This window comes from Thiobacillus denitrificans ATCC 25259 (assembly GCF_000012745.1).
GTDB lineage: Bacteria > Pseudomonadota > Gammaproteobacteria > Burkholderiales > Thiobacillaceae > Thiobacillus > Thiobacillus denitrificans_B.
In genome coordinates this window covers 40688-63750 of sequence record NC_007404.1, presented here as the reverse complement: position 1 = coordinate 63750, position 23063 = coordinate 40688, and the positions used below count along the sequence as shown (strand labels likewise).

Annotated in this window: 21 protein-coding genes; 11 read left to right on the top strand and 10 right to left on the bottom strand. The window is 69.0% G+C overall.

Translation table 11 applies throughout. The features are described from left to right. Window position 1: 1 nt before the first annotated feature. Window positions 2-985, bottom strand: a complete 984-nt coding sequence (locus TBD_RS00285; protein WP_011310572.1) for a serine/threonine protein kinase — start codon at window positions 983-985, stop codon at window positions 2-4. 93 nt (window positions 986-1078) lie between these two features. On the opposite strand from TBD_RS00285, the gene TBD_RS00280 reads away from it, so the two are divergent. Together TBD_RS00280 and rssA are read left to right on the top strand one after the other, a co-directional pair. Continuing rightward, on the top strand, window positions 1079-2881 hold the full coding sequence (locus tag TBD_RS00280) for an adenosylcobalamin-dependent ribonucleoside-diphosphate reductase (RefSeq protein ID WP_011310571.1): 1803 nt from the start codon (window positions 1079-1081) through the stop codon (window positions 2879-2881). Next, window positions 2868-3800 carry a patatin-like phospholipase RssA gene (rssA, locus tag TBD_RS00275; protein WP_011310570.1) on the top strand — a complete coding sequence of 311 codons (933 nt, stop codon included), beginning with the start codon at window positions 2868-2870 and terminating at the stop codon, window positions 3798-3800. Before TBD_RS00280 ends, rssA begins: the two co-directional genes overlap by 14 nt. Window positions 3801-3957: 157 nt before the next feature. Here the strand turns inward: rssA and TBD_RS00270 are convergent, their stop codons facing one another. From TBD_RS00270 to TBD_RS00260, 3 genes are all read right to left on the bottom strand, one after another. Continuing rightward, window positions 3958-4233 carry a GIY-YIG nuclease family protein gene (locus TBD_RS00270; protein ID WP_041432140.1) on the bottom strand — a complete coding sequence of 92 codons (276 nt, stop codon included), beginning with the start codon at window positions 4231-4233 and terminating at the stop codon, window positions 3958-3960. A 7-nt stretch (window positions 4234-4240) separates the two neighbouring features. Next, window positions 4241-5575 carry an EAL and HDOD domain-containing protein gene (locus TBD_RS00265; protein ID WP_011310569.1) on the bottom strand — a complete coding sequence of 445 codons (1335 nt, stop codon included), beginning with the start codon at window positions 5573-5575 and terminating at the stop codon, window positions 4241-4243. Window positions 5576-5676: 101 nt separating this feature from the next. After that, window positions 5677-6258, bottom strand: a complete 582-nt coding sequence (locus TBD_RS00260; RefSeq protein WP_011310568.1) for a Tll0287-like domain-containing protein — start codon at window positions 6256-6258, stop codon at window positions 5677-5679. Between the two features lie 101 nt (window positions 6259-6359). Here TBD_RS00260 and TBD_RS00255 point away from each other — a divergent pair, with 101 nt between their 5' ends. Both TBD_RS00255 and TBD_RS00250 read left to right on the top strand, forming a co-directional pair. Next, window positions 6360-6971: a DUF502 domain-containing protein gene (locus TBD_RS00255; protein WP_041432139.1), complete on the top strand. Its 612-nt coding sequence runs from the start codon at window positions 6360-6362 to the stop codon at window positions 6969-6971. Between the two features lie 23 nt (window positions 6972-6994). Further along, window positions 6995-7960, top strand: a complete 966-nt coding sequence (locus TBD_RS00250; RefSeq protein ID WP_011310566.1) for a hypothetical protein — start codon at window positions 6995-6997, stop codon at window positions 7958-7960. Window positions 7961-8102: 142 nt separating this feature from the next. Here TBD_RS00250 and TBD_RS00245 read toward each other — a convergent pair whose 3' ends face one another. From TBD_RS00245 to TBD_RS00235, 3 genes are all read right to left on the bottom strand, one after another. Then, window positions 8103-8642, bottom strand: a complete 540-nt coding sequence (locus tag TBD_RS00245; protein WP_011310565.1) for a glycine cleavage system protein R — start codon at window positions 8640-8642, stop codon at window positions 8103-8105. A 261-nt stretch (window positions 8643-8903) separates the two neighbouring features. Further along, window positions 8904-9929: an AI-2E family transporter gene (locus TBD_RS00240; RefSeq protein WP_041432137.1), complete on the bottom strand. Its 1026-nt coding sequence runs from the start codon at window positions 9927-9929 to the stop codon at window positions 8904-8906. A gap of 227 nt (window positions 9930-10156) precedes the next feature. Next, the gene (locus TBD_RS00235) at window positions 10157-10930 is read right to left on the bottom strand and encodes an IclR family transcriptional regulator (RefSeq protein WP_011310563.1); all 774 of its coding nucleotides are present in this window, start codon (window positions 10928-10930) and stop codon (window positions 10157-10159) included. A 107-nt stretch (window positions 10931-11037) separates the two neighbouring features. On the opposite strand from TBD_RS00235, the gene TBD_RS00230 reads away from it, so the two are divergent. Genes TBD_RS00230 through TBD_RS00200 form a run of 7 tightly spaced genes read left to right on the top strand, consistent with a single transcriptional unit; the run spans window position 11038 to window position 19508 of the window. Beyond that, the gene (locus tag TBD_RS00230) at window positions 11038-13260 is read left to right on the top strand and encodes a transketolase (protein ID WP_041432135.1); all 2223 of its coding nucleotides are present in this window, start codon (window positions 11038-11040) and stop codon (window positions 13258-13260) included. 23 nt (window positions 13261-13283) lie between these two features. Next, window positions 13284-14618, top strand: a complete 1335-nt coding sequence (locus TBD_RS00225; protein WP_011310561.1) for a four-carbon acid sugar kinase family protein — start codon at window positions 13284-13286, stop codon at window positions 14616-14618. Window positions 14619-14622: 4 nt separating this feature from the next. Continuing rightward, window positions 14623-16074 (top strand): FAD-linked oxidase C-terminal domain-containing protein, encoded by a 1452-nt coding sequence (locus TBD_RS00220; RefSeq protein ID WP_011310560.1) that lies wholly within the window; start codon window positions 14623-14625, stop codon window positions 16072-16074. Beyond that, complete coding sequence (gene glcE, locus TBD_RS00215; RefSeq protein ID WP_011310559.1) at window positions 16074-17120, top strand: glycolate oxidase subunit GlcE; 1047 nt, start codon at window positions 16074-16076, stop codon at window positions 17118-17120. Before TBD_RS00220 ends, glcE begins: the two co-directional genes overlap by 1 nt. Then, window positions 17121-17501: a VOC family protein gene (locus TBD_RS14690; RefSeq protein ID WP_011310558.1), complete on the top strand. Its 381-nt coding sequence runs from the start codon at window positions 17121-17123 to the stop codon at window positions 17499-17501. Between the two features lies 1 nt (window position 17502). Beyond that, the gene (gene glcF / locus TBD_RS00205) at window positions 17503-18735 is read left to right on the top strand and encodes a glycolate oxidase subunit GlcF (RefSeq protein ID WP_011310557.1); all 1233 of its coding nucleotides are present in this window, start codon (window positions 17503-17505) and stop codon (window positions 18733-18735) included. A 23-nt stretch (window positions 18736-18758) separates the two neighbouring features. Continuing rightward, window positions 18759-19508: an MBL fold metallo-hydrolase gene (locus TBD_RS00200; protein WP_011310556.1), complete on the top strand. Its 750-nt coding sequence runs from the start codon at window positions 18759-18761 to the stop codon at window positions 19506-19508. Between the two features lie 4 nt (window positions 19509-19512). Here the strand turns inward: TBD_RS00200 and mobA are convergent, their stop codons facing one another. Genes mobA through TBD_RS00185 form a run of 3 tightly spaced genes read right to left on the bottom strand, consistent with a single transcriptional unit; the run spans window position 19513 to window position 23050 of the window. Then, the gene (mobA, locus tag TBD_RS00195) at window positions 19513-20073 is read right to left on the bottom strand and encodes a molybdenum cofactor guanylyltransferase MobA (RefSeq protein WP_011310555.1); all 561 of its coding nucleotides are present in this window, start codon (window positions 20071-20073) and stop codon (window positions 19513-19515) included. Between the two features lie 6 nt (window positions 20074-20079). Further along, entirely contained in the window at window positions 20080-21600 is a 1521-nt protein-coding gene (locus TBD_RS00190) for an ArnT family glycosyltransferase (RefSeq protein ID WP_238376469.1), read from the bottom strand. Window positions 21601-21628: 28 nt separating this feature from the next. Next, window positions 21629-23050: a M48 family metalloprotease gene (locus TBD_RS00185; RefSeq protein ID WP_041432133.1), complete on the bottom strand. Its 1422-nt coding sequence runs from the start codon at window positions 23048-23050 to the stop codon at window positions 21629-21631. Window positions 23051-23063: the final 13 nt, after the last annotated feature.

Below are 23063 nucleotides of genomic sequence, written 5' to 3'. Positions count from 1 at the left end.
TTCACGCCACCAGCGGCGGCTCGTCCATGAGCGCGATCTGCTCGCGCAATTCGAGGATGCGCGCCTGCCAGTAATGCTCGGTATTGAACCATGGAAACGCGGCCAGAAAAGCCGGGTCGCCCCAGCGCCGCGCGAGCCACGCGGCGTAGTGGATCAGCCTCAGCGTTCTGAGCGCCTCGATCAGATGCAGTTCGCGCGTGTCGAATTCCATGAAGTCCTCGTAGCCCGTGAGGACCGCGTTCATCTGCGCCTGCTGCTCGTCGCGCTCGCCGGCGAGCAGCATCCAGAGATCCTGCACAGCCGGACCCATGCGGCTGTCGTCGAAGTCGACGAAATGCGGCCCCCCGTCGGTCCACAGCACGTTGCCGGCGTGGCAGTCGCCGTGCAGGCGGATCGCGCGGACCGCCCCCGCGCGTTCGTAGCAGTGCGCGACGCTCGTCAGCGCATGCTCGACGACGCTGTCCCAGGCGGCGCGCAGTCCGCCAGGCAGCCACTGCCCGGCGCGCAGGAAGTCGCGTGACGCCAAGCCGAAGCTCGCGAGATCGAGCGTCGGCCGGTGCGCGTAACGACCCTGGGCGCCCACCGCGTGGATGCGACCGAGAAACCGCCCCATGCGTTCCAGCGTTCCGGCGCGATCGAACTCGGGCGGGCGGCCACCCTGCTTAGGGTAGACCGCGAAGCGAAAGCCGGCGTGATGGAGCAGCGTCGCGTCGTGCAACTGCAGCGGCGCGACGACCGGGATTTCGCGCGCTGCGAGTTCGACCGTGAACGCGTGCTCCTCGAGGATCGCCGCGTCGGTCCAGCGTTGCGGCCGATAGAACTTGACGACGACCGCGCTGCCGTCTTCGACTCCGGCCTGGTAGACGCGGTTTTCATAGCTGTTGAGTGCGAGCAGGCGACCGTCGGCGGCGAGGCCGGTCGCGTCGAGGGCGTGCAGGATGAGATCGGGAGTGAGTGCAGCGTAAGGATGGGGCGAATCGGTCATGGGGCAGGCCGGGACCTATGCTCAAAGAGCGGCTACCCGGATCGCACAGGAAGAACAGATAATGCCTCAACTCGTCGCTTCCATCGTCATCGCATGAAGACGCACGACCCTTTCCGCATGGAGATCTCCCGCCACATCTGGGAGACCCGCTATCGCTTCGCCGGCGAGCCCGACATCCGCGCGAGCTGGCAACGCGTCGCGCAGGCGGTCGCGCAGGCCGAAGTCGACGCACGCGCGCTCTGGGCCGACCGCTTCTACGCCCTGCTCGACGATTTCCGCTTTCTGCCGGGCGGAAGAATTCTCGCCGGCGCCGGCAGCGGACACCGCGTCACGCTGTTCAACTGTTTCGTCATGGGCGAGATCGCCGACGACATCGAGGACATCTTCGAGGCGCTCAAGGAAGGCGCGCTGACGATGCAGCACGGTGGCGGCGTCGGCTACGACTTCTCGACGCTCCGTCCGGCCGGCACGATCGCGCAGGCGACCGGCACGATCGCGTCGGGGCCGGTGTCGTTCATGCACATCTGGGACGCGATGTGCGCGACCGTGCTGTCGACCGGCGCACGGCGCGGCGCGATGATGGCGACGCTACGCTGCGACCATCCCGACATCGAGGCCTTCGTCGACGCCAAGCGCGACCCTGCCGTGTTGCGGCACTTCAATCTTTCGGTGCAGGTCAGCGACGCGTTCATCGCCGCCGTCGACGCCGATGCCGACTGGCCGCTCGTCTTCCCGCTGCGCGACGGCGAGCCGGCCGACGGCGCGGTCGTCCGCCGGCACTGGACCGGTTCGACGACCGCCGTGCCCTGCCGCGTCCTGCGCACGGTGCGCGCCCGCGCGCTGTGGCAGCGGATCCTGCGCGCGGCCTACGACACGGCCGAGCCGGGCGTGCTGTTCGTCGACACGATCAACCGCGACAACACGCTCGCCGGCCGCGAGACGCTGACCACGACCAATCCCTGCGGCGAGATTCCGCTTCCTGCCTATGGCGCGTGCGATCTCGGCTCGCTCAACCTGACCGCTTTCGTCGTCGCGCCCTTCGCCGCCGACGCGCGCCTCGATCTCGCCGCGCTCGGCGACGCGGCGGCGCTTGCGGTGCGTTTCCTCGACGACGTCATCGACGTCTCGCGCTACCCCTTGCAGGCGCAGGCGCGGGAGGCACGCTTCAAACGCCGCATCGGCCTCGGTATCACCGGGCTCGCCGACGCGCTCGTGTTGCTCGGTCTCGACTACGACAGCGAGCCCGCGCGCCAGCTCGCCGAGCGCGCGATGCGCACGGTGCGCGACGCGGCCTACCGCGCGTCGATCGATCTCGCGCGCGAAAAAGGCGGCTTTCCCGCGCTCGAGCGCAGCGCGTTTCTCGCCAGCGGCTTCGCCGGCCGCCTTCCGCCCGAGATCCGCGACGGCATCGCCAGGGACGGCATCCGCAACAGCCATCTGCTCGCGATCGCGCCGGCCGGGACGATCAGCCTCCTGGCGAACAATCTGTCCAGCGGAATCGAACCGATCTTCGCGGCCGAGGCGTCGCGCCGCATCCTCCAGCCCGACGGCAGCTACCGCAGCCACGCCGTCAGCGACTACGCCTGCCTGCTCTGGCGCGCGCACGGCGGCGTCGGCCAGCCCCCCGCGCTGGTCGAGGCGCAACAGCTCGACCCCGTTGCCCATCTGGCGATGCAGGCAGCCCTGCAGCCGGCCGTCGACAACGCGATCTCGAAGACGATCAACGTCGCCGCCGACATCGCCTTCGCACGCTTCGAAGCGCTCTACCGCCAGGCGCACGCGCTCGGCCTCAAGGGCTGCACCGTGTTCCGGCCGAATCCGGTCACGGGCGCGATCCTCGCCGAGCCCGAGAGCGAGCGCGTGCATTGCTGCGGGATCGAGCGTGAGGCCGACTGAAGCCTTGGTGAGCGCGCCGCGCATCGGCCTCGCGCTCGGCAGCGGCTCGGCCCGCGGCTGGGCGCATATCGGCGTGCTGCGCGCGCTGGCCGAGGCCGGGGTCGAGCCCGACATCGTCTGCGGTACCTCGATCGGCGCGCTCGTCGGCGCGGCCTACGCGGGCGGCGAGCTGGACCGGCTCGAAGCCTGGGTGCGCGAGCTGCGCCTGCAGTCGGTCGTGAGCTTCCTCGATTTTTCGCTGAGCGGCGGCCTGATCAAGGGCGAAAGGCTGCTCGATTTTTTTCGCAGCCATTTCGTCGACCGCGACATCGGCGCGCTCGAGCGGCGGTTCGGCGCCGTCGCCACCGATCTGCGCAGCGGGCGCGAAGTCTGGCTCAGGGAGGGGCTCGTTTCCGCGGCGGTGCGCGCGTCGATCGCGCTGCCCGGCCTGTTCACGCCAGCCCGGCACGGCGACACCTGGCTCGTCGACGGCGGCCTGGTCAACCCGGTCCCGGTCTCGCTATGCCGCGCGATGGGCGCCGATATCGTGATCGCGGTCGACCTCAACGCCGATCTGCTCGGTCGTCATCTCAGGCGCCCGGTCGCGCCGGTCGCGCCGACCGTCGAGCCGGCGACAGCGCACACGCTCTTCGAAAGAATCCAGGCCGGCGCGTCGCAATTCGCGCTGACGCGGCCGAACGGCTCGCGGCCGCCGCCGGTTCTCGACGTGCTCGCGAGCAGCATCAACATCATGCAGGTGCTGATCACGCGCAGCCGGCTCGCCGGAGAGCCCGCCGACGTCCTCGTCATGCCGCTGCTGGCGGACGTCGGGCTCATGGAATTTCATCGCGCCGCCGTCGCGATCGACGCGGGACGCGCCGCCGTGGCGGCAGTGCTCCAGCAGTTGCAACTGCGCGTGAACCACAGCGCAGCGCGCTGAAATAAAAATCAGGCGCAGCGCGCTGAAATAAAAAACAGGCGCAGCGCGCTGAGACCAAAACCACGGCGCAGCGCCTGAATCAAAAACCAGGCCGCGCCGCCCCAAGACAAAAATCACTGAAGGGCGCGCCGAGACGAACGCGGGAGCGGGGTGCCGACTAAGAGGCTGCGCAGAGCGCGAGCTTGCGCGCGCGGTCGAGTCGTTTGATCGCTGCTTCGCGACGCGCCGCGGCGTCGCGGCTCGGCGCCGGTTCGGCATAGACCAGTTCGACCGGCCGCCGGCTCCGCGTGTAACGCGCGCCGCGCGCGCCGCCTCCGTTGTGCTCGGCGAGGCGGCGCACGGGATCGGTCGTGATGCCGGTGTAGAGCGAGCCGTCCGCGCAGCGCAGGATGTAGACGCACCACCCGGCCGTGCGTGCGGATTCTTGCGGCACGCTCAGGTCATACGTCGGCCGAGAGCTGCTCCGCCCACAACAGCGCGTCCATGTGCACGCGGTTGATGTCGGCAACGTCGCGATTGACCGCGCGCGCGAGCGTCTCGATACTGCTCTGGTCGTCCTGCTCGCAGGCGATCGCGAGCGCGACATACGGCGCGTAAGGCCCGCGCTGCGCGAGGATCGCTTCGCTGATCTCGACCGGCAGGCTGATCTGTTTGAGCACCTGATCCATCGGCATGTGCATGACGACGTCGAGCAGCGAGAACAGTCCGGCGACGAAAATTTCGTCGCGCGCCTTGGCGAACAGCGCGCGGCCGGCGAGCTGTTCGGCGACCCGACCGCGCACGAGGGCGTTTTCGAGGACCGCATGGTCGAGTTCCTGCGCCTGGCCGCCGGTGAAGAGGATCAGCGTCAGCCAGCGGTAGAGCTTGTCGTGGCCCATGACCATCAAGGCCTGTTCGATGCCGCCGACCTTGTTCATGAGCCCCATGCCGGGCGAATTGACGTAGCGCAGCAGGCGCACCGAGAGCGCGGGATCGTGGCGGAACTGGGCGGCCAGCTCGGCCTGCTCGGCGCCGGTGCGCACCCGGTTCATGAGGTCCAGCACCTTCGCGCGCGACGGCCCGACGACCGGGTTGCCGAGGTGTTCACGACGCGTGATGAAAGGCCCCATGAAGAGCGCGAACTGGAGCTTGTGGCACATGTGGAAGGCTTCCAGCGTCTGCACGCCGACGGCGACGAAGCGCTTGCCCGCGGCGATCTTGGAGACCGCGGCCATCTGCGCCGTGATCGCCGGGATGTCTTCGCTGCCGACCTCCATCAGCACGTAGTCCGCCTGCTGCAGCAGGCCATGGCGCTCCGGCCGCGTCACCCCCTCGAATTCGAGGGCGAAGCCGAAGCCATGCGCCTTGAGCGCGGCCACGCGCGCGAGCAGGGCGGCGTCGATGGCGGTCTCGGCGTCGAGCTTGAGCAGCCAGACGGTGCCCGCGGCGGGCCAGTTCTCGATCAGGGCGTGACCGAGCGTCTCCGGCACGATCGGGATGAAGGCCTGGCGCTGTCCGAGCAGGCGCGACACGTCCATGCCCTGCAGGTTGGCGAGCAACGTCTCGTCGTAGAGGCGGCGCACCTCGGGAAGGGCCGGGTCGTGCTCTTCGTCGGCCGAACGCCGCAGCATGAAGGTGTAGCCCGCGACCTTCTGGTCGCGCCCCAGCATCGCCTCGCGGCGCATGACCGAGGGCGGCCTGGCGGGCGCGGTCTCCGCCTTTGCCGGCGCGGGCCGTGCCGGCGGATCGGCCTCGCTATCCTTACCCGAGAACATTCCGACAAGACGGTTCAACACGCTTCATTCCTCCAGGCCAAACGCTGGCGCATCAGCAAGACAAACGGCTGTGCAGCGCCAGACTGTAGCCCCGCCGTGGCAAATTTTTATGCCATGGCGCGTTACAGCGCGCGCTTGATCGAGACGATGCCGCGCAGCATGCCGGGTGCGTAGCCGGTGGCCTTGTCGAGCGGATATTCGGCGGCGAGACGCGCCTTCACCCCTTCGGCCATCGTCGCCGGATCGCCGTGGCAATTCAGGCACATCTGCTGGACCGGCAGCGCCTTGGCATAGCGGAATTGCTGTCCCCCCGAGGTCCGAACGATCTGCCAGGTGTCGAGCGTCTCGGGCTTCTCGCCGGCCGCGAGGCGCTTTTCCAGACCCGCCTGGGCCTCGGCCTCCCAGGCATCCGGGACGCCGTCGGGGTTGCGGTTTTTCGGGCTCACGCGCTTGGCCTCGACGCCGAACTGCTGCGACACGTCGGCGGCGATCTGCGGTGCGCGCGTCTTGCAGACCCCGATCGCGCCGGCCGGCCCGTCGGCCGCGATCGCCGCCTTCAACTCGCCGCCGAGCTTCTGGGTCAACGCCGCCGACGCCTTGCGCGCGTCCGCGACGAGGGCCGCCTGTTCCTCGGCATCGGGTTGGGTCGCGCAGCCGGCGAACAGGGCGGGCAGGGCGAGAGCGATCAGGGCTTGGACTTTCATGCGGGTTCTCCTCGAAAAAAGACGGGGCTGAGCGGGCTAGCGGCACTGCTATGCTAGCGAGAGCTAGCTTAACTCTTTCCGCATGCCGGAATTCGACGTCGATGAAACGCCTTTCGCAATTTTTTTTCCGCGGCCTGATCACCGCCCTGCCCCTCGGGATGACGGTCTATCTGCTCTATGTTTTCCTGAGCTGGATGGAGGCCATCGCGATGCAGATGACCGCCCCGCTGATCGGCGAGTTCTACGTCCCCGGCATGGGGCTCGCGCTGGGCATCACCGTCATCGTTCTTCTCGGCGCGGCGGTCTCGCATCGCGCTGTCGGGCGCTTCCTGTCGCTGGTCGAGCTGCCGTTCACCAACATCCCGGTGATCAAGAGCATCTACTCGTCGCTCAAGGATTTCGCCGACTATTTCGCGCCGCGGCGCGACGCCGGGCGGCAACAGATGGTCGTCGTGCTGACCTTTCCGGGCCAGGAACTCGAGATCGTGGGCCTGGTCACCCGTCAGAGCGTCGACGGATTGCCGGCCGGGTTCCTGGGCGGTGACCGCGTCGCGGTCTACCTGCCCATGGGCTACATGATCGGCGGCTATACGGTCTTCGTGCCGCGCGCCTGGGTGCGGCCGATCGAGATGTCGGTCGAGGAAGCCATGCGCGCGTCGCTGTTCGCGTGGATGAGCACGTCGCCCCGCGGGGGCGCGGCGCCGCCGACCTGAAGCCCCCTAACCGCGGAGCCTCCATGCAGATCGAATGTTACGCGCAGCGCCTGCTCAATCCGTTTCGCGGGGTCGTCCAAGTCATCCGCTACGCTTCGGCCGAAGCCGTGACAACCGACGGCGTCGAGTGGGATATCTACGTCGCCAACGATGCGCTGCTCGAGGGCCTCGGCCGTGCGGGCAGGCGCGCGCAGATTTCGGACATCCGCTACGGCCACTGGTCCGCACAGACGGGGCTCAAGCGCGGACCGCTCTATCCTTCCGACGACTTCAAGCGTCTCGAGGAGATGGGCGCCGTGGTGTACGAGCATCTGCTCGCGGTGCATCGCGACGTACCCTTCAAGTTCCGCGACCGGTTCGAACTGTGGCTGCTCGACCGCGCAGACCGGCCGCTCGCCTTGCTGCATAGCGTCTGCAACGCGAGCGAGACCGACACCCGGCCGCCGCTCGACTGGCGTGCCGGCATGGCCGCGACCGCCAGTTTTCGCAGTACGGCCGTGGCGGAGTCGACAGAATCGGCGGCGGCTTGTCTCACCCGCGCCGTCAACGGTCTGGCGAGCGGCGTCGCGCAGTGGTTCCGGCGCAGCGACGACGGCGCCGCCCTCGGGCTGCACACGCTGCGCGGGGGTGAGCCCCTGCGCGGCCGCGTGCTCGACGCCGACGCCTTTCCGGCGCTCTTCCTCGCGACGCGCGAGATGGACCCCACGCAGGCGCAGCTCGTCGACGACTACCATGCCTGGCAGGCGCCCTGGCTATTGCTGCTTGCCGACCTCGACGACGCCACGCGCCACGCCCTCGAAGCGCGCGCCTGCGAGCAGGGCGAACTGCTGGAAAAACACTGCCGCCTCTACCCGCGTGTGATCGACCGCCCGGCCCTGCAGGCCGCGCGCGTCGCCGCGGCACTCGCGCGCACGACGCCACCCTCGAGCCGGCGCGACGAGATCTTTTCGCTCGATTACCTCGAACTCGGTCTGAGCGCCAGGGAGTGAAGGCGGGGCGGCGTTTGCTACGGAGAACTGGCCGGCGCTTGCCCGAGCGCTCCGGCCTGTCCGCCCGACATGCGGGCGTAAAAACGCGGTCGGGGCGTCTGCGAGACGGGCGGAAAAACCCCGCGCGGCGGCGGGGCCGGCGTTACATGCGCACCGGCTCGAAGGTCGCGTCGAGGTTCTGGTCGTCGCAGTAGTCGAGAAAATCGCCGCGCAGCGTGGCGATATGGGCGTCGGCCGGGATGCCGACCGTCATGTGGACAGCGAACATCGGCGCACCCGTGTGAGGCGCCGGATAGGTTTCGGTGTCGAGCGCCTCGATGTTGATGTGCAGGCGCGCGAAGAAGTTGGCGAGGCTGTTGACGATGCCCGGCTGGTCGAGCGCCGCGACCTCGACGGTGTAGGGGATCAGCGGCTTCTCGGGCCGCGCCGGGCGCGTGCGCTGCTGGGTGATCGAGAGCCCGAGTTCCTCTGCGATGCTGGGCATGCGGGCTTCCAGCTTGGCGAGCGAGTCCCAGCTGCCGCTGACGCGCATCAGCAGCGCGAAGCGGCCGCCGAGCGCCGCCATCCGCGACTCCTCGATGTTGCACCCGCTTTCCGAGATGCGCCGGGTGAAGCCTTCCACCAGGCCGATTTTGTCTTCGCCGCTGGCGGTGATGACGAGGGATTCGGTGTCGTTCGACATGTGCGCCTGTTTCCGTAGATTTCATGCCCCGCGTTGCGTCCGGAAAGCGACGGCTACGCGAGGCGTGGCGAAACCAACAGTAAGGTTGGCGAGCCGCGCGCCACAGCCGGCGCCCCGGGTGGACGAACCCGAAGACCGTAGCCCGTTTAGGGCAAATTGCGTTGTTTACCGCCGCGCGCTGGGGTGGCCCGGCGCGCGACGTGGGCTAGCACTTTACCCCAAAGAACAGGGTAGGAAGCACGAAACCTGCGCGCATACGGCCTAGATAAGCGCCCGGTCGGACAGTTCTTTCTTGATATAGGCGTAAAAGATCGGCGCGGCGACAACGCCTTGCAGGCCGAAGGCGGCCTCCATTACCAGCATCGCGATGAGCAGCTCCCAGGCCCGCGCCTGGATCTGGCCGCCGATGATCCGTGCATTCACGAAGTATTCGAGCTTGTGGATCAGCACGAGGAACAGCAGCGACGACGCGGCGACCTCGAGCGAGTGCGACAGCGAGATGACGACGATGACGGTGTTGGAAATGAGATTGCCGAGCACCGGCAGCAGCCCGACCAGGAAGGTGACGACGATCATGGTTTTGGTAAAGGTCAGGTGCACGCCGAAGGCGGGCAGCACGACGACGAGATAGATGCCCGTCAGCAGCGCATTGAGGGCCGAAATGCGCACCTGCGCGAAGACCACGCGGCGAAAGGCCTCGCCGAGGCGGTTCACGCGTTCGTACATCGCCTCCGCCAGCGGCGCAAGGCTGCGGCGCGGGCGCGCTTCGCGTAGCGCGACGAAACTGCCGATGATCATGCCGATGATGAAGTTGAGCAGTCCGCGGCCCGCGTCGCCGCTCAGTTTGCGGATGTCCTGTGCGTGGACGCGCAGCCAGTCGACAAGCGCCTGGCGGATGACCGACTCGTCCCCCTGCGGCAGCCACGCGGCGGCCCACAGCGGCAAGAGTTCGCGCGAGTTTTCGATGATCTCGGCCATCTTCGACAGCAGGCCGGCGAGCCCGCCCTCGGTGCGCAGATAAAGGATGACCGCCGCGCTCGCGCCGCCGAGAAAGCCAAGGACGATGAGCGTGATGAGCGAGACGACGAGCACCTTGGCCCAAGTGTGGTCGAGCCGCCCGATGACGAAACGCGGCGCCAGCAGGTGCACGAGTTGCGAGACCAACAGGCCCGCGAGCAGTGCCGGCAACAGGTGAAGCTTCAGGGTGAGGACGAGGCCCGCCGCCATCAACAGCCAGGCGGCGATCTCGAAACGGCTGGCGGCGAAAGGAGAGGGGCTGGCGGACATGCCGGCACAGTGCCAAGAAATGCGGCGGCGGGCAAGCGTCACGCCGGCGCGCCTCGACGATTGCATGGTACGCAGCGCGGCGCAGGCGATCTTGCGCGCGGCAGCGAGTCGGCCGGGCGGAAGCGGGCAATCGTCCGCGGTAGCGCTACGGCGCGCTCGCGCCGTTTCGAATCAAGGTCTCAGTGATCCTCGCCGCGGCGGCACGCGGGTGCCGAGGCTCGTGAAAACTACCGACGCTCGGTGCCGGCGTCATAGCCGAGCGACGCGCCGATCCCGGCCGCGGCGGTTCCCAGCAGCGCGGCCCATTCCGGCTTGTGACGGTCCGCGGGGGCCGAGATCGACAGGCCGGCGACGAGCTTGCCCTCGGCGTCGCGGATCGGCGCGCCGATGCAGGCGACGCCGAGTTCGGCCTCCTCGCGGTCAAGGGCGAGCTGTTCCGCGCGGATCACGTCGAGCTCGCGCCGCAGCTTCTCGAGCGTGACCAGCGTATTGGGCGTGTACGCGGGAAGCCTGGTGCGCTCGGCGTAACCCATGACGCCGCTCGCGCTGTCCTCGGCGAGGAAGATCTTGCCGACCGCCGTGACGTGCAGCGGCGCGTGCGCGCCGACGACCTGCACGACCTGGATCAGCGTCTGCCCCCCCGACACCCGCTCGACATAGACCGCCTCGTCGCCGCGGCGCACGATCAAGTTGACCGTTTCACCGGTCGTTTCGGCGAGGCGCTGCATGAACGGCAGCGCGACCTGGCGGATGTTCAGCCGCGCACGGAGCCGATTGCCGACTTCGAGCCAGCGCACGCCGAGCTCGTATTCTCCTGCGCCGGTTTTCTCGACCAGCCCGTGTGCAGCGAGCGCCGCGAGGATGCGGTGGGCGCTCGAGGTATGCAGTTCGGCCTGTTCGGCGAGACGCGTCAGCGCCGTCGGGCCGCGACCGGAGGCGAGCGCGCCGATTAAGCCCATCGCGCGGTCGAGCACCTGTATCGAAGACTGTACTTTTTTCATAAGGCGAAAATTTCCTGCGCGATGTGAAACGGTTTGCATTTTACTGCTTCAATACGTCAACCGTTTCACATGACGTGAAACATTTTCGTATCATGAAAGGAGCCGCCGTGAGCGCCCAGTTCCAGCCGACCCCCGAATCCTTCCCGCCCTTCTGCGAGGGGATCCAGTATTTCGCCGACAGCTTCCCCGAATTCGACCGCCTCGGAGCCGCGCCGCTGCTCGGCTCCGGCCAGCCCGCGTTGCCCGACGCAACAAGCGAGGCCGCGATCTACCAGACGCTGCTCGCCGCCGACGCGCTGCGCTACCTGACGCTGCAGGTCACCGGCAGCAAGTCGTCGGGCCACCCCGGCGGCTTCGCGTCCTCCGCCGACGCCGTCGCCGCGCTGCATCTGCTCGGCCACCGCAACATGGTGACCGAGGTCGGCCACCACGCACCCGGCTTCTATTCGGCAATGTTCCTCGACACCTCGCTCGAGGCGATGGGGATCACGACCGTTGCCGAGATGCGTGCGCGCTTCCGCGAGCGTCACGGCCTGCTCGGTCACCTCTCGGGCGCGATTCCGGGTCTGTTGGCCCCCGCAGGCCCCTTGGGCCAGGGCCAGCATTTCGCGCTCGCCGGCGCCTACCTGTATCGCGACACGCTCTTCCCGGTGACGATCGGCGACGGCGGCCTCGGCGAGCCCTACATCATGAGCGCGTTCCAGCATTTCGCGACCGCCTACCCCGATGTGACCAATTACCTGCCGGTGCTGGTGTGGAATGGCTACTCGCAGGAGCACCACAGCATGGTGTCACTGTGGGACAACGAACAGATGATCGCGTACTGGCGCGCGCATGGGTTTGATGAAGTGCACCTGATCGACGCGCGCGACTACGGCGGCGCGAACGCGCCGGTCTACGCCGACAGCACGACGTTCGACTTCAAGCAGCGCATGGCCTTCACCGGCGCCGTGCTTGCGGCCGCCGACGCGGCCGCGAAATCCGCGCTCTCGGGCCGCCGTGCCTGCCTCATCGTCAAGCAGCTGAAGGGCGCGGGCGTGCATGCGACCGGCGCCAAGTCGCACAACCTCTATGCGCACCACACGCTCGACTCCGACGACGTCAAAGGCGGCCTGCAACGCCGCGCGCTGCCGATCAAGGCATGGGAACTCGTGCGCGAGAACTTCCGCCACGCCGGCGGCGGCCCGGCCGCCAAGGTCGCGGTGACCGAAAACGTTCGCGCACTGCCGAGTCTCGATGGGCTTGCGCTAACCGAATTCGCGGTGGGCGAGAGCCACATCCCCACCACCGCGTTCGGCCTCGTGGTCGGCGAAGTCGGCAAGCGCGACCCGCACTTCGTCGTCACCAACGCCGACGGCAACGAGGCGTCTGGCATGGCCAACATCAACAAGGCGCTGACGATCCGCCATCCGACCGCCGACGACCTCTACTTCCAGGGCCCGTCGGGCCAGGTCTACGAGCCGCTCAACGAAGACGCTTGCGCGGGGCTTGCCGTCGGCGTTGCGCTCTTCGGCGGACGCAGCCTGTGGTGCAGCTACGAGTCGTTCGCGATCAACGGCCTGCCGATCTGGCAGACGGTGACGCAGGCGATGGCCGAGCTGCGGCGCCCGACGCCGGCGACGGTGTGCCTGTTCACCGCCGGTGCGCTCGAGCAGGGCCGCAACGGCTGGACCCACCAGCGCCCCGAGATCGAGAACTACTTCGCGGCGATGATGCGCAACGGCAACGTCTATCCGCTCTTCCCGGTCGACGCCAACATGATCCAGGCGAGCTACGACTGGGCCTTGAAGCAGACCAACAAAGGCGTCGTGATCACCGCGTCGAAGTCGCCGCTGACTATTCACACGACGCTCGCGCAAAGCCGTCAGGCGATCGACGACGGCGCAATCGTATTGAAGGAACACAAGGGGTCGCACACGGTCGTGTTCGCGGTCGCCGGCGACCTCGTACTGCAGCCCGTGCTCGCCGCGGCCGAGAAGCTCGCCGAAACCGGTATCGGCTCGCGCATCGTCGCCGTGGTCAATCCGCGCCGGCTGTATCGTCCGACCGACGTACTGTGGGACAGCGTCTCCGAGCCCGACGGGCGCTTCATGGACGACGAGGCCTTCCGTGCCCTGTTCGACGGCGACGTACTGATCGGCGTGAGCGGCGGTCCCTCGGCGCCGCTCGAGCCGGTGTTGCTGCGCAGCCGCGCCGGCGAGCGTGAAGTGTTCTGCTGGAAGCGCGGCGAGACCACCGCCAACCCGCAGCAGCTGTTCGACTTCAACGGCATGAACGCGCAGGCGATGGGCGAGCGCGCGATGGCCCTGCTCGAGCGCGCCGCGGGCTGATGCCGGTGTCGGGAGGTCCGTCCATGAAACCGAAAATCATCGTGCTCGACGACGACCCGACCGGCTCGCAGACCGTGCATTCGTGTCTGCTGCTGACGCGCTGGGACGTCGCCACGCTGAAGACGGCGCTGGCCGACGCGGCGCCCTTGTTCTTCGTCCTGACCAACACCCGCGGCATGGACGCGGCGCGCGCCGCAGCGGTGACGCGCGAGGTGTGCGTCAACCTGAAGGCGGCGCTGGTCGACTACACGGGCCCGGTCCTCTTCGTGTCGCGCTCGGATTCGACGCTGCGCGGACACTACCCGGTCGAGACCGACGTCATGAACGAATTGCTCGGACCGTTCGACGCGACGCTGCTCACGCCCGGGTTCTTCGAGGGCGGGCGCATCACACGTGACAGCACGCATTACCTGGTCGTCGACGGCCAGCCAGTGCCGACGCACGAAACCGAATTCGCGCGCGATTCGGTGTTCGGCTACACGACGGCCTTCCTCCCTGACTACGTGAGCGAGAAGACCGGCGGCCGGGTCGCGGCAGAGTCCGTCGCCCGCCTGACGTTCAAGGATCTGCGCGCAGGCCGCGCAGGCGCGTGGCTCGCCGGCCTCGAAGGCAACGTGGTCGGCGCGGTCGACGGCGAAACGCCGGAGGACTATGCGCTCTTCGCCGACGCCGCGCTCAAGGCCGCCGCGCACGGCAAGCGCCTGTTGTTTCGCAGCGCCGCGTCCCTGCTCACCGCGCTGGCGAAACTGCCGCCGCAGCCGGTCGCCGCCGAATCCTTCGCGAGCCTCGTTCGCGACGGCCGCGCGGGCGCGGTAATCGTCGGCTCCCACGTCGCGAGGGCGACGGCGCAGCTCGGCGCCCTGCTGCGCGAGCGCGGCGTCGTCGGCCTGCCGCTCGACGTCGCGCGGCTGCCCGAAGACCACGACGCGCTCGTCGATGCGCTGCGTGCCGGCGTCGCCCACGCGCACGCACATGGCCTCACGCCGGTCGTCTACACGAGCCGGGGGGAACGCCAGTTCGCGAGCACCGCCGAGCGGCTCGCCTTCGGCGCCGCGGTCTCGGCCGCCCTGATGGCTGTCGTGCGCCAACTTCCGGCGACGCTGGGCTTTCTCGTCAGCAAGGGCGGCATCACCTCGAACGACGTGCTCTCGACCGGCCTCGAACTCGCCGCGGCACGCGTGCTCGGGCAGATCCTGCCCGGCGTCACGGTGGTGCAGACGCCGCCGTGGCATGCGGTCCCGCAACTTCCCGTCGTCATCTTTCCGGGCAACGTCGGCGGCGACGACGCCCTGGCGGAGGTCTACCGCCGCCTCGCCCCCTCGCGCGCGCAGGCGGGCCGGGCTAAACTCGCTGCCTGACTTTATGCTCAGTCCCAGCTTCCTCGCGCATCTGCGCACTCTCCTGCCGGCGCACTGCGTGCTCAACGAGCGCGAAGACCTGCGGCCCTTCGAGTCCGACGGCCTTGCCGCCTACCGCAACACGCCCGACGTCGTCGTGCTGCCGGAGACCGAGGCGCAGGTCGCGGCGATCCTCGAGCTGTGCCACGCGCACCGGGTCGCGGTGGTCGCGCGCGGCGCCGGCACCGGGCTGTCGGCCGGCGCGCTGCCCGTCGACGGCGCCGTGCTGCTGGTGCTGGCGAAGCTCAACCGCATCAAGGCGATCGACCCGCTCGCGCGCACCGCGGTCGTCGAGCCTGGCGTGCGCAACCTCGCGATTTCCGAGGCGGCCGCCGCCTACAACCTGTATTACGCGCCCGATCCGTCGTCGCAGATCGCGTGCTCGATCGGCGGCAACGTCGCGGAAAATTCCGGCGGCGTGCATTGCCTCAAATATGGCCTCACGGTGCACAACATCGCGAAGCTGCGCGCCTGGACCGTCGACGGCAAGCTGCTCGAAATCGGCAGCGACGCGCTTGACGCGCCGGGCTACGACCTGCTCGCGCTCCTGACCGGCTCGGAAGGCATGCTCGCCGTCATCACCGAAGTCACGGTCAAGCTGCTGCCGCGTCCCGAGCGCGCCCAGGTCGTCCTCGCGGCCTTCGACGACGTCGCCAAGGCCGGCGCGGCCGTCGGCAACATCATCGCCGCGGGCGTCGTCCCGGCCGGACTCGAGATGATGGACCGCCTCGCGATCCAGGCCGCCGAGGCCTTCGTCCACGCCGGCTACCCAATGGCCGAGGCACTGCTCCTGTGCGAGGTCGACGGCGTCAACGAAGAAGTCTCGGCCGACATCTACACCGTGCGCCAGGTGCTCGAAGCCTCCGGCGCGACCGAGATCCGCACCGCCGACAGCGAGGAACAACGGCTGCGCTTCTGGGCCGGCCGCAAGGCCGCGTTTCCCGCCGTCGGGCGGCTCGCACCCGACTACTACTGCATGGACGGCACGATTCCGCGTGCGCAACTGCCCCACGTCCTGCAGCGCATCGGCGCGCTGAGCGCCGAGTTCGGACTCGCGGTCGCCAACGTCTTCCACGCCGGCGACGGCAACCTGCATCCGCTGATCCTGTTCGACGCCAACACCCCCGGCGAACTCGAGCGCGCCGAGGATTTCGGCGGCAGGATCCTCGAGCTGTGCGTCGAAGCCGGCGGCACGATCACCGGCGAACACGGCGTCGGGCTCGAGAAAATCAAGCAGATGTGCGCGCAGTTCGCGGCGCCCGAACTCACGCGCTTCCACGACGTGAAGGCCGCGTTCGATCCCGAGCGCCTGCTCAATCCGGGCAAGGCCGTCCCGGAGCTGCACCGTTGCGCCGAATGGGGCGCGATGCACGTGCACGCGGGGCAGTTGCCGCACCCCGAACTGCCGAGGTTTTGATGCCCGACGCGCTAATCGAACGCGTTCGCGCGGCCTACGAGAGCGGTACGCCGCTCGTGATCCAGGGCAGCGGTAGCAAGGCCTTCTACGGCAACGCGGGCGGCGGCGAGATCCTCGACACGCGGGGCGTCGCCGGCATCGTCGACTACCAGCCGAAGGAGCTCGTGCTGACCGCGCGCGCCGGCACGCCCCTCGCCGAGATCGAAACCCTGCTCGACGCGCACCAGCAAATGCTTGCCTTCGAGCCGCCGCGCTTCGGCGGCGCGGGCACCCTCGGCGGCAGCGTCGCGGCCGGGCTTTCGGGTCCACGCCGGCCCTACGCCGGTGCCGCGCGCGACTTCGTGCTCGGCCTGCGCCTGATCGACGGCACCGGGCAGGCGCTGCGCTTCGGCGGCCAGGTCATCAAGAACGTCGCCGGCTACGACGTCTCGCGGCTGATGGTCGGCGCGCTCGGCACGCTCGGCGTCGTCACCGAGGTGTCGCTCAAGGTGCTGCCACGCCCGGCGAGCGAACTGACGCTGCAATTCGAATTCGACGAAGCCGCCGCGCTGCGCGCGATGAACCAGTGGGCGGGGCTGCCCTTGCCGCTCTCGGCAAGCTCGTGGCACGCGGGGCTGCTGACGCTGCGGCTCTCCGGAGCGGCCACCGCGGTGCGCGCCGCGCACGCCAGACTCGGCGGTGAGACGATCGAGGATGCGGCGGCGTTCTGGCAGCGGCTGCGCGACCACGCGACCCCCTTCTTCGACAAGCGCCCGCTCTGGCGTCTGGCGACCGGGCCGACCGCGGCGCCGATCGGCCTCGACGCGCCGCACTGGATCGAGTGGGGCGGCGCGGTCCGCTGGCTCGCCACCGACCTGCCGGCTGCCGCACTGCGGCGCGCGGCGCAGGCGGCCGGCGGGCACGCGACGCTGTTCCGCGGCGACGCTCCGCTCGACGGCGTTTTCACGCCGCTCGCGCCCGCGCTCGCGACGCTGCACGCCCGCCTCAAGCAACGCTTCGACCCGCGCGGCATCCTGAACCGCGGCCGCCTGTACCCGGACTTCTGAATGGATATCGTCTCGATTGACCACGTGGTGCTGACCGTCCGCGACATCCGCGCGAGCGTGGCCTTTTACACGCGGGTGCTGGGCATGCAGGAGGTGATGTTCGGCGGCGATCGACGCGCGTTGGCATTCGGGCACAGCAAATTGAATCTCCATCAAGCCGGCCGCGAGCTCGAGCCGAAAGCGGCTCGCGCGACGCCTGGCGCCGTCGATCTCTGCCTGCTCGCGCACACGCCGATCGCAGAGATCATTCGCCATCTGGCCACGCATGGCGTTACCGTCGAGGAAGGGCCGGTCGAACGAACCGGCGCACAGGGGCCGATCCTCTCGGTGTATGTGCGCGACCCCGACGGCAACCTGATCGAACTGTCCAATCCACGCTGACATGCAGACCCATCTCGCCGCCCCCTTCCGCGAGACCTCCGAAGGCGAGGTCGCCGAGCGCATCCTGCGCAATTGCGTGCACTGCGGCTTCTGTCTTGCGACCTGCCCGACCTACCAGCTCCTCGGCGACGAACTCGACTCACCGCGCGGCCGCATCTATCTGATGAAACAGGTGCTCGAGGGGGCGACGCCGACGGCCCGGACCCAGCTCCACCTCGATCGTTGCCTGACCTGCCGCAACTGCGAGACCACCTGCCCGTCGGGGGTCGAGTACGGCAAGCTGCTCGACATCGGCCGCGCGGTCGTCGAACGCGAGGTCGGCCGCGGCCCCGCGGACACCGCGCTGCGCGCCGCGCTCAAGAACGGCCTCGGCTCGCGCCGGCTGTTCGGCACGGCGCTGCGGCTCGGGCGAACGCTGCGGCCGCTGTTGCCCGATTTTCTCAAGGCGCGTGTGCCGGCGGCGGACGCCGCCTCGGTCTGGCCGCGTGCGCGTCACGACCGGCGCATGCTGGTGCTGGAAGGCTGCGTCCAGCCCGGGCTCAAGCCCAACATCAACGCCGCCGCCGCGCGCGTCCTCGACCGCCTCGGCGTCTCGCTCTTCGCGGCGCCGGAGGCCGGCTGCTGCGGTGCGCTGGCACACCATCTCAACGATGCCGAAACCGCGCTCGCACTCGCACGGCGCAACATCGACGCCTGGATCCCGCACCTCGACGCCGGCGTCGAGGCGATCGTGATGACCGCGTCGGGCTGCGGCGTCATGGTCAAGGACTACGGCTGGTTGCTGCGCGAGGATGCGGCCTACGCGGAAAAGGCGGCACGGGTCGCCGCGGCGACCTTCGACATTTCGGAAATCCTCGGCCGCGAACGCGCGGCGCTGCGGGCGCTGGCCAAGCGTCCGGCATCGACGCGCATCGCCTACCACCCGCCGTGCACGCTGCAGCACGGGCAGAAGCTCGCGAGCAGCGGGGTCGAGTCGCTGCTCGCCGACGCCGGTTTCGAATTGGGCCCGGTGGCGGAAAAACACCTGTGCTGCGGCTCGGCGGGGACCTACTCGATCCTGCAGCCGGAGATCGCCGGCGCACTCAAGGCGCGCAAGCTCGCCCATCTGCAAGCCAGCGCACCTTCGGTGATCGCAACCGCGAACATCGGCTGCCTGACGCATCTGCAATCCGGTACCGCGACGCCGGTCAGGCACTGGGTGGAACTTTTGGACGAGGCGCTGGCCGCATCCTGAAGCGCTTCGAGGAGGACTCCAGAATGATTTTCAAGCAACTGTTCGAGCCGGTCTCGAGCACCTACACCTATCTGCTCGGCTGCGAGGAAACGGGGGCGGCGCTCCTGATCGACCCGGTGCTGCCGACCTGGGAGCGCGACCTCGCCGAGGTTAACAAACTCGGGCTCAGGCTCGCGTACACGCTCGAGACGCACATCCACGCCGATCACATCACCTCGGCGCAGAAACTCAAGACCGAGGCCGGCAGCAAGATCGCCGGCCCCGCGCTCGACGCGCTGCCGTGCACCGAGGTCGGCATCGTCGACGGCGTGCCGTTCACGATGGGCTCGGTCGAGCTCGCGCCGATCCACACGCCGGGTCACACCGACAACCATTTCGCGTATTTTCACGACGGCCGGCTCTACACCGGCGACGCGCTGCTGATCGAGGCGTGCGGGCGTACCGACTTCCAGAGCGGCGACCCGGCCGCGCTGTATCACTCGGTACGCGGCAAGCTCTTCGCCTACGACGACGATACGCTCGTCTATCCGGCGCACGACTACGAGCAGCGGCGCATCAGCACCGTCGGCCAGGAGAAGGCGCGCAACCCGCGCCTCGGCGGCGAGCGCACGCTCGAGGATTTCGTCGCGCTGATGAACGCGCTCGACCTGCCCTATCCCAAGTTCATCGACCACGCGCTGCCCGGCAATCGTGCATGCGGCGTCTGTCCGCCCGACGTGCCCGAGCATCTGCAGGCCTATTGCGTGCAGATCGCCGACAGCCGCCAGGGCTGAGGACTCAGGGCGCGAGGTCGCCCGGTTCGTTGAGGTTGGCGAAGGCGGCGGCGTCGAAGCGCACACGCGTCGACGCGAGCCCGGCCTGCCAATGACGCACGGCACGTTCACCGCGAGCGAGGAAGGCGGCGAGATGCGCGCGCTGGTCGGTGCGTACGACGAAACAGCCGTAGTGCACGCGCGACGCGTCTTCAGCGACCGCAAGCGGCACGCTTTCGACTTGTGCCGCGCCGAGCAGGCGAAGCGCCAGGTCGCCGGGCAGATGCGGGGTATCGCAGGGCGTCACGAGCAGCCAGTCCGCGTCGACCGCCTCGAGCGCGGCGAGCACGCCCGCGAGGGGGCCGGGGAAATCGGCCAGCGTGTCGGGCAGCACGCGGTGGCCATAGCGCGCATAGCGTTCGAGATTGCGGTTGGCACTGATCACGACCGTGTCGACCTGCGGCACGACCGCGTCGAGCACCCACTCGACGAGCGGCCGCCCTCGGTAAGCGACGAGGCCCTTGTCGGCACCGCCCATGCGGCGTCCCGCGCCTCCGGCGAGGATCACCGCTGCGAGCGAGCCCATGACGCGCTAGTTGCGCACATAGAGATGGAAGCGGTCCGCGCGGTCGCCCGGGCGCGCGCCTTCCCACTGCTTGACCCAGTCGGCGGGAACGTGCGGCTCGGCCTCGCGCTGCCGCGTCTCGACGAGCAACCAGCGGCAACCGACATCTGCGGGCGCGAGCAGCCGGTCGCTGTGGTAGCTCAGCAAAAGCCGCTGCTGGGTCCGCACGTCGAGCGTCTGGATGCATTCGTCCGCGGCCACGCGCGCCGCGAGCGCTTCGCCGACGCTGACGTACGACAGCCGGCGGTCGAGCGGCGCCAGGAACAGCGCCATCAGCAGGGTCCAGACGAAGGTCATGCCCGCCGTCCAGACGAGCATCGGACGCAGCGGCGAGCGTTCGACCCGCACGAGGAAGACGACCCAGGCAAGGGTCACGAGCCCGCCCAGCAGCAGGGCCCAGGGCCGCAATTCGCCGACGCCCGTCATGCCGAGGCGGACCAGGCGGCTCGCGAGCCGCGCCGGCAGCCCGAGGTCATGCGCGCTCCAGTAGACCCAGAGCACGAGGCCGATGAAGCCGAACAGCATCAGCGCGAACCACAGCAGCGCGTTCGCTGCGCCGCGGCGCAGCGTGAAAAGTCCGGACGCCGCGAGCGGGGCCAGCGGCAGCAACAGGATCAGGCCTTGCTCCTCGCCCGGATGGGCGTCGAAGGCGTAGAGGCCGAGCAGGGCGAGCAGTATCGAGAGCGGAAGCGCGGTGCCAGTCTCGCGCCAGCGCCTGCCTGCCCGGTACACCGCCCAGGCCGCGAGCGGCCATGCCGGCCAGGCATACCAGCCGAGGAGGGTGGGATAGAAAGCCGGCCGTGGCGACGCGTTGTCGATCCAGCGCTGCAGGTTCAGCGGACGCGTGAAGGGGATGCCCTGCATGCTCAGATAGCCGAGCCAGACGACGCTCGCGACGAGAGCGATGACAAAGGCGGTCGCCCAGGCGCGCCGCGCGGCGGGCGAGCGATAGCCCTCGAGAACGAGCAGGCCCGCGGCGAGGACGAGGAGCAGCAATGCTTCGGCCGCGCCGCCGGCGAGCACCATGAGCACCGCCCCGACGCCGAGCGTCCAGCCTCCGCCCGGACGCGCCAGGCTTGCCATTCCGTAGAGCATGACCGCGCCCGCGCCGAATTGCGCGGTGTAGGCGTTGAGCTCGTGGCCGCGCACGAGCAGGCCCATGCAGCCGAGCAGCGTGAGCGTCGCGGCCCAACCCGCCCCCTCGCCATACAACGCCCGCCCCGTGCGCGCGACGAAAACGAGCGCCAGCGCGATGAACACGCCCGAGGCGAGGCGCGCCCCGTCGGGCAGGGCGAGAAACGGTGAGCTGAGCCAAGCCGTCGCCATCGCCATCCAGTAGTAGAGCGGCGGCGTGGCAAACTCGGCCTGCGGCTGCGCATGGTGTTGCAGCAACAGCCAGAGGTTGACGAAGTGTTCGCCGTCGCCGCCCTTCCACGGCGCATGCCCGATCAGGCCGGGCAGCAGCCAGGCGGCGCATAGCAGCAGCAAGCCGAGCTGCCCGAGGGGACGACGAACTTCAGTCGACAACTTTGAGGCGCTGGCCCGCCTTGGGCTCGCCGCCGGGATAGAGGTCGTTCATGAGGCGCAACTGGCTCTCGCCGTCGGCGCCGAGCGGACTCTGCCGCGCGACTTCGGCCATCGTCGTGCCGTGCTTGGCCGTCACGAGCTTCAGGCGATAGGGACGCGCACGCGCCCTGTCGGCGCCGGTCGTCTCGCGGAAGCTGTTGATCGCCGCGCGCAGGGTACCGCGTTGCTTCTGGTAGGCGGTTTTGTCCCGCGTCATGCCGGCGATCAGGTACTGCCTGTCCTTGAACACCACGGCGGCGACGACGACCGGCCTACCCTGCTGGGCACCGGCGGCAAACGCCGCGGGGAAGCCGCCGAGGTTGCCGCTGTCGTAGCGCGCGCCGGGATCGAGCCGGATGCCCTTCTTCAGCGTGTCGAGCGGTCGCGCGTTCCGCGGCCCGGCCAGGATCTCGATCATCGCGTCGCCGCCGGGGCTCGTCGCTGCCACCCGGTCGGGATGGTTCTGCACATGCCACGCGGGCGGAAATTGCATCGCCAGGCCGAGTTTCTCGTGCACCAGCAGGTTGTCGCGGACGAGCCCCTGCTCGGGGCTGTCGCCGAAGTAGACGCCGGCGATCTTCTCGAGATACTCGCTGCGCCCCTCGCGCGGCGCCGCGACCCGATAGCGCTTCGCCTCGTTCACCACCTGCTGCAGACGCTTGTCGTTGCTCGGGTGCGTATCGAAGGTGCCGTGGTAGGTGCGCGGCTTGGTGCCGTCACGCTTGGCCCTCTCGGCGGCAAAGCGTTCCTGGTTCTTGAGCACGCCGATGACGTCAATCATCGCCTCGGGCCGGTAGCCGGTTTTCGCGAGGTATTGCGCGCCGAGCCGGTCGGCCTCGAGTTCGTGTTCGCGGCCATACCCGGCGGTCCAGGCCTGCGCGAGCGTCTGCAACAGTGAGGCGCCCGCCTGGTTGTCCAGTCCCGGCACGAGGATCGATCCGAGCACGGTGCCGAGGCCGGCGGCCGTGGCGGCGCTTTGCTGGCGCACGCCGTGGCGCGCGGTGACGTGGCCGATCTCGTGGCCGACGACGCCGGCAAGTTCGGCTTCCGAATTCAGATAGGCCAGGATGCCGCGTGTGACGTACACATAGCCGCCGGGCAATGCGAAGGCGTTGACGTCGGGGCTGTCGATGACCGTGAAGTGCCAGGTCAGCCCCGGGCGATGGCTTTGCTTCGCGAGACGCTGGCCGACCGCGTCGACATAGGCCTGCAGTTCGGGCGCGTCGAGCGCCGCGTATTCCTTCAGCACGTCGCGATGCGCCTGCGCGCCCATTTCGGCTTCCTGCTGCTCGGACAGCAGCACGAAGTCGCGCTCGCCGCTCACGGGATTCTGCGCGCAATGACTCAGCGCCAGCGCGCCGGCCAGGATCATGGCAATACGGCGG

Bases quoted from the DNA above. Each gene is read 5' to 3' on its own strand.
- TBD_RS00285 (WP_011310572.1), bottom strand. From the start codon at position 985: ATGACCGATTCGCCCCATCCTTACGCTGCACTCACTCCCGATCTCATC.
- TBD_RS00280 (WP_011310571.1), top strand. From the start codon at position 1,079: ATGAAGACGCACGACCCTTTCCGCATGGAGATCTCCCGCCACATCTGG.
- TBD_RS00260 (WP_011310568.1), bottom strand. From the start codon at position 6,258: ATGAAAGTCCAAGCCCTGATCGCTCTCGCCCTGCCCGCCCTGTTCGCC.
- TBD_RS00255 (WP_041432139.1), top strand. From the start codon at position 6,360: ATGAAACGCCTTTCGCAATTTTTTTTCCGCGGCCTGATCACCGCCCTG.
- TBD_RS00250 (WP_011310566.1), top strand. From the start codon at position 6,995: ATGCAGATCGAATGTTACGCGCAGCGCCTGCTCAATCCGTTTCGCGGG.
- TBD_RS00245 (WP_011310565.1), bottom strand. From the start codon at position 8,642: ATGTCGAACGACACCGAATCCCTCGTCATCACCGCCAGCGGCGAAGAC.
- TBD_RS00240 (WP_041432137.1), bottom strand. From the start codon at position 9,929: ATGTCCGCCAGCCCCTCTCCTTTCGCCGCCAGCCGTTTCGAGATCGCC.
- TBD_RS00235 (WP_011310563.1), bottom strand. From the start codon at position 10,930: ATGAAAAAAGTACAGTCTTCGATACAGGTGCTCGACCGCGCGATGGGC.
- TBD_RS00225 (WP_011310561.1), top strand. From the start codon at position 13,284: ATGAAACCGAAAATCATCGTGCTCGACGACGACCCGACCGGCTCGCAG.
- TBD_RS00220 (WP_011310560.1), top strand. From the start codon at position 14,623: ATGCTCAGTCCCAGCTTCCTCGCGCATCTGCGCACTCTCCTGCCGGCG.
- glcE (WP_011310559.1), top strand. From the start codon at position 16,074: ATGCCCGACGCGCTAATCGAACGCGTTCGCGCGGCCTACGAGAGCGGT.
- TBD_RS14690 (WP_011310558.1), top strand. From the start codon at position 17,121: ATGGATATCGTCTCGATTGACCACGTGGTGCTGACCGTCCGCGACATC.
- glcF (WP_011310557.1), top strand. From the start codon at position 17,503: ATGCAGACCCATCTCGCCGCCCCCTTCCGCGAGACCTCCGAAGGCGAG.
- TBD_RS00200 (WP_011310556.1), top strand. From the start codon at position 18,759: ATGATTTTCAAGCAACTGTTCGAGCCGGTCTCGAGCACCTACACCTAT.
- mobA (WP_011310555.1), bottom strand. From the start codon at position 20,073: ATGGGCTCGCTCGCAGCGGTGATCCTCGCCGGAGGCGCGGGACGCCGC.
- TBD_RS00185 (WP_041432133.1), bottom strand. From the start codon at position 23,050: ATGATCCTGGCCGGCGCGCTGGCGCTGAGTCATTGCGCGCAGAATCCC.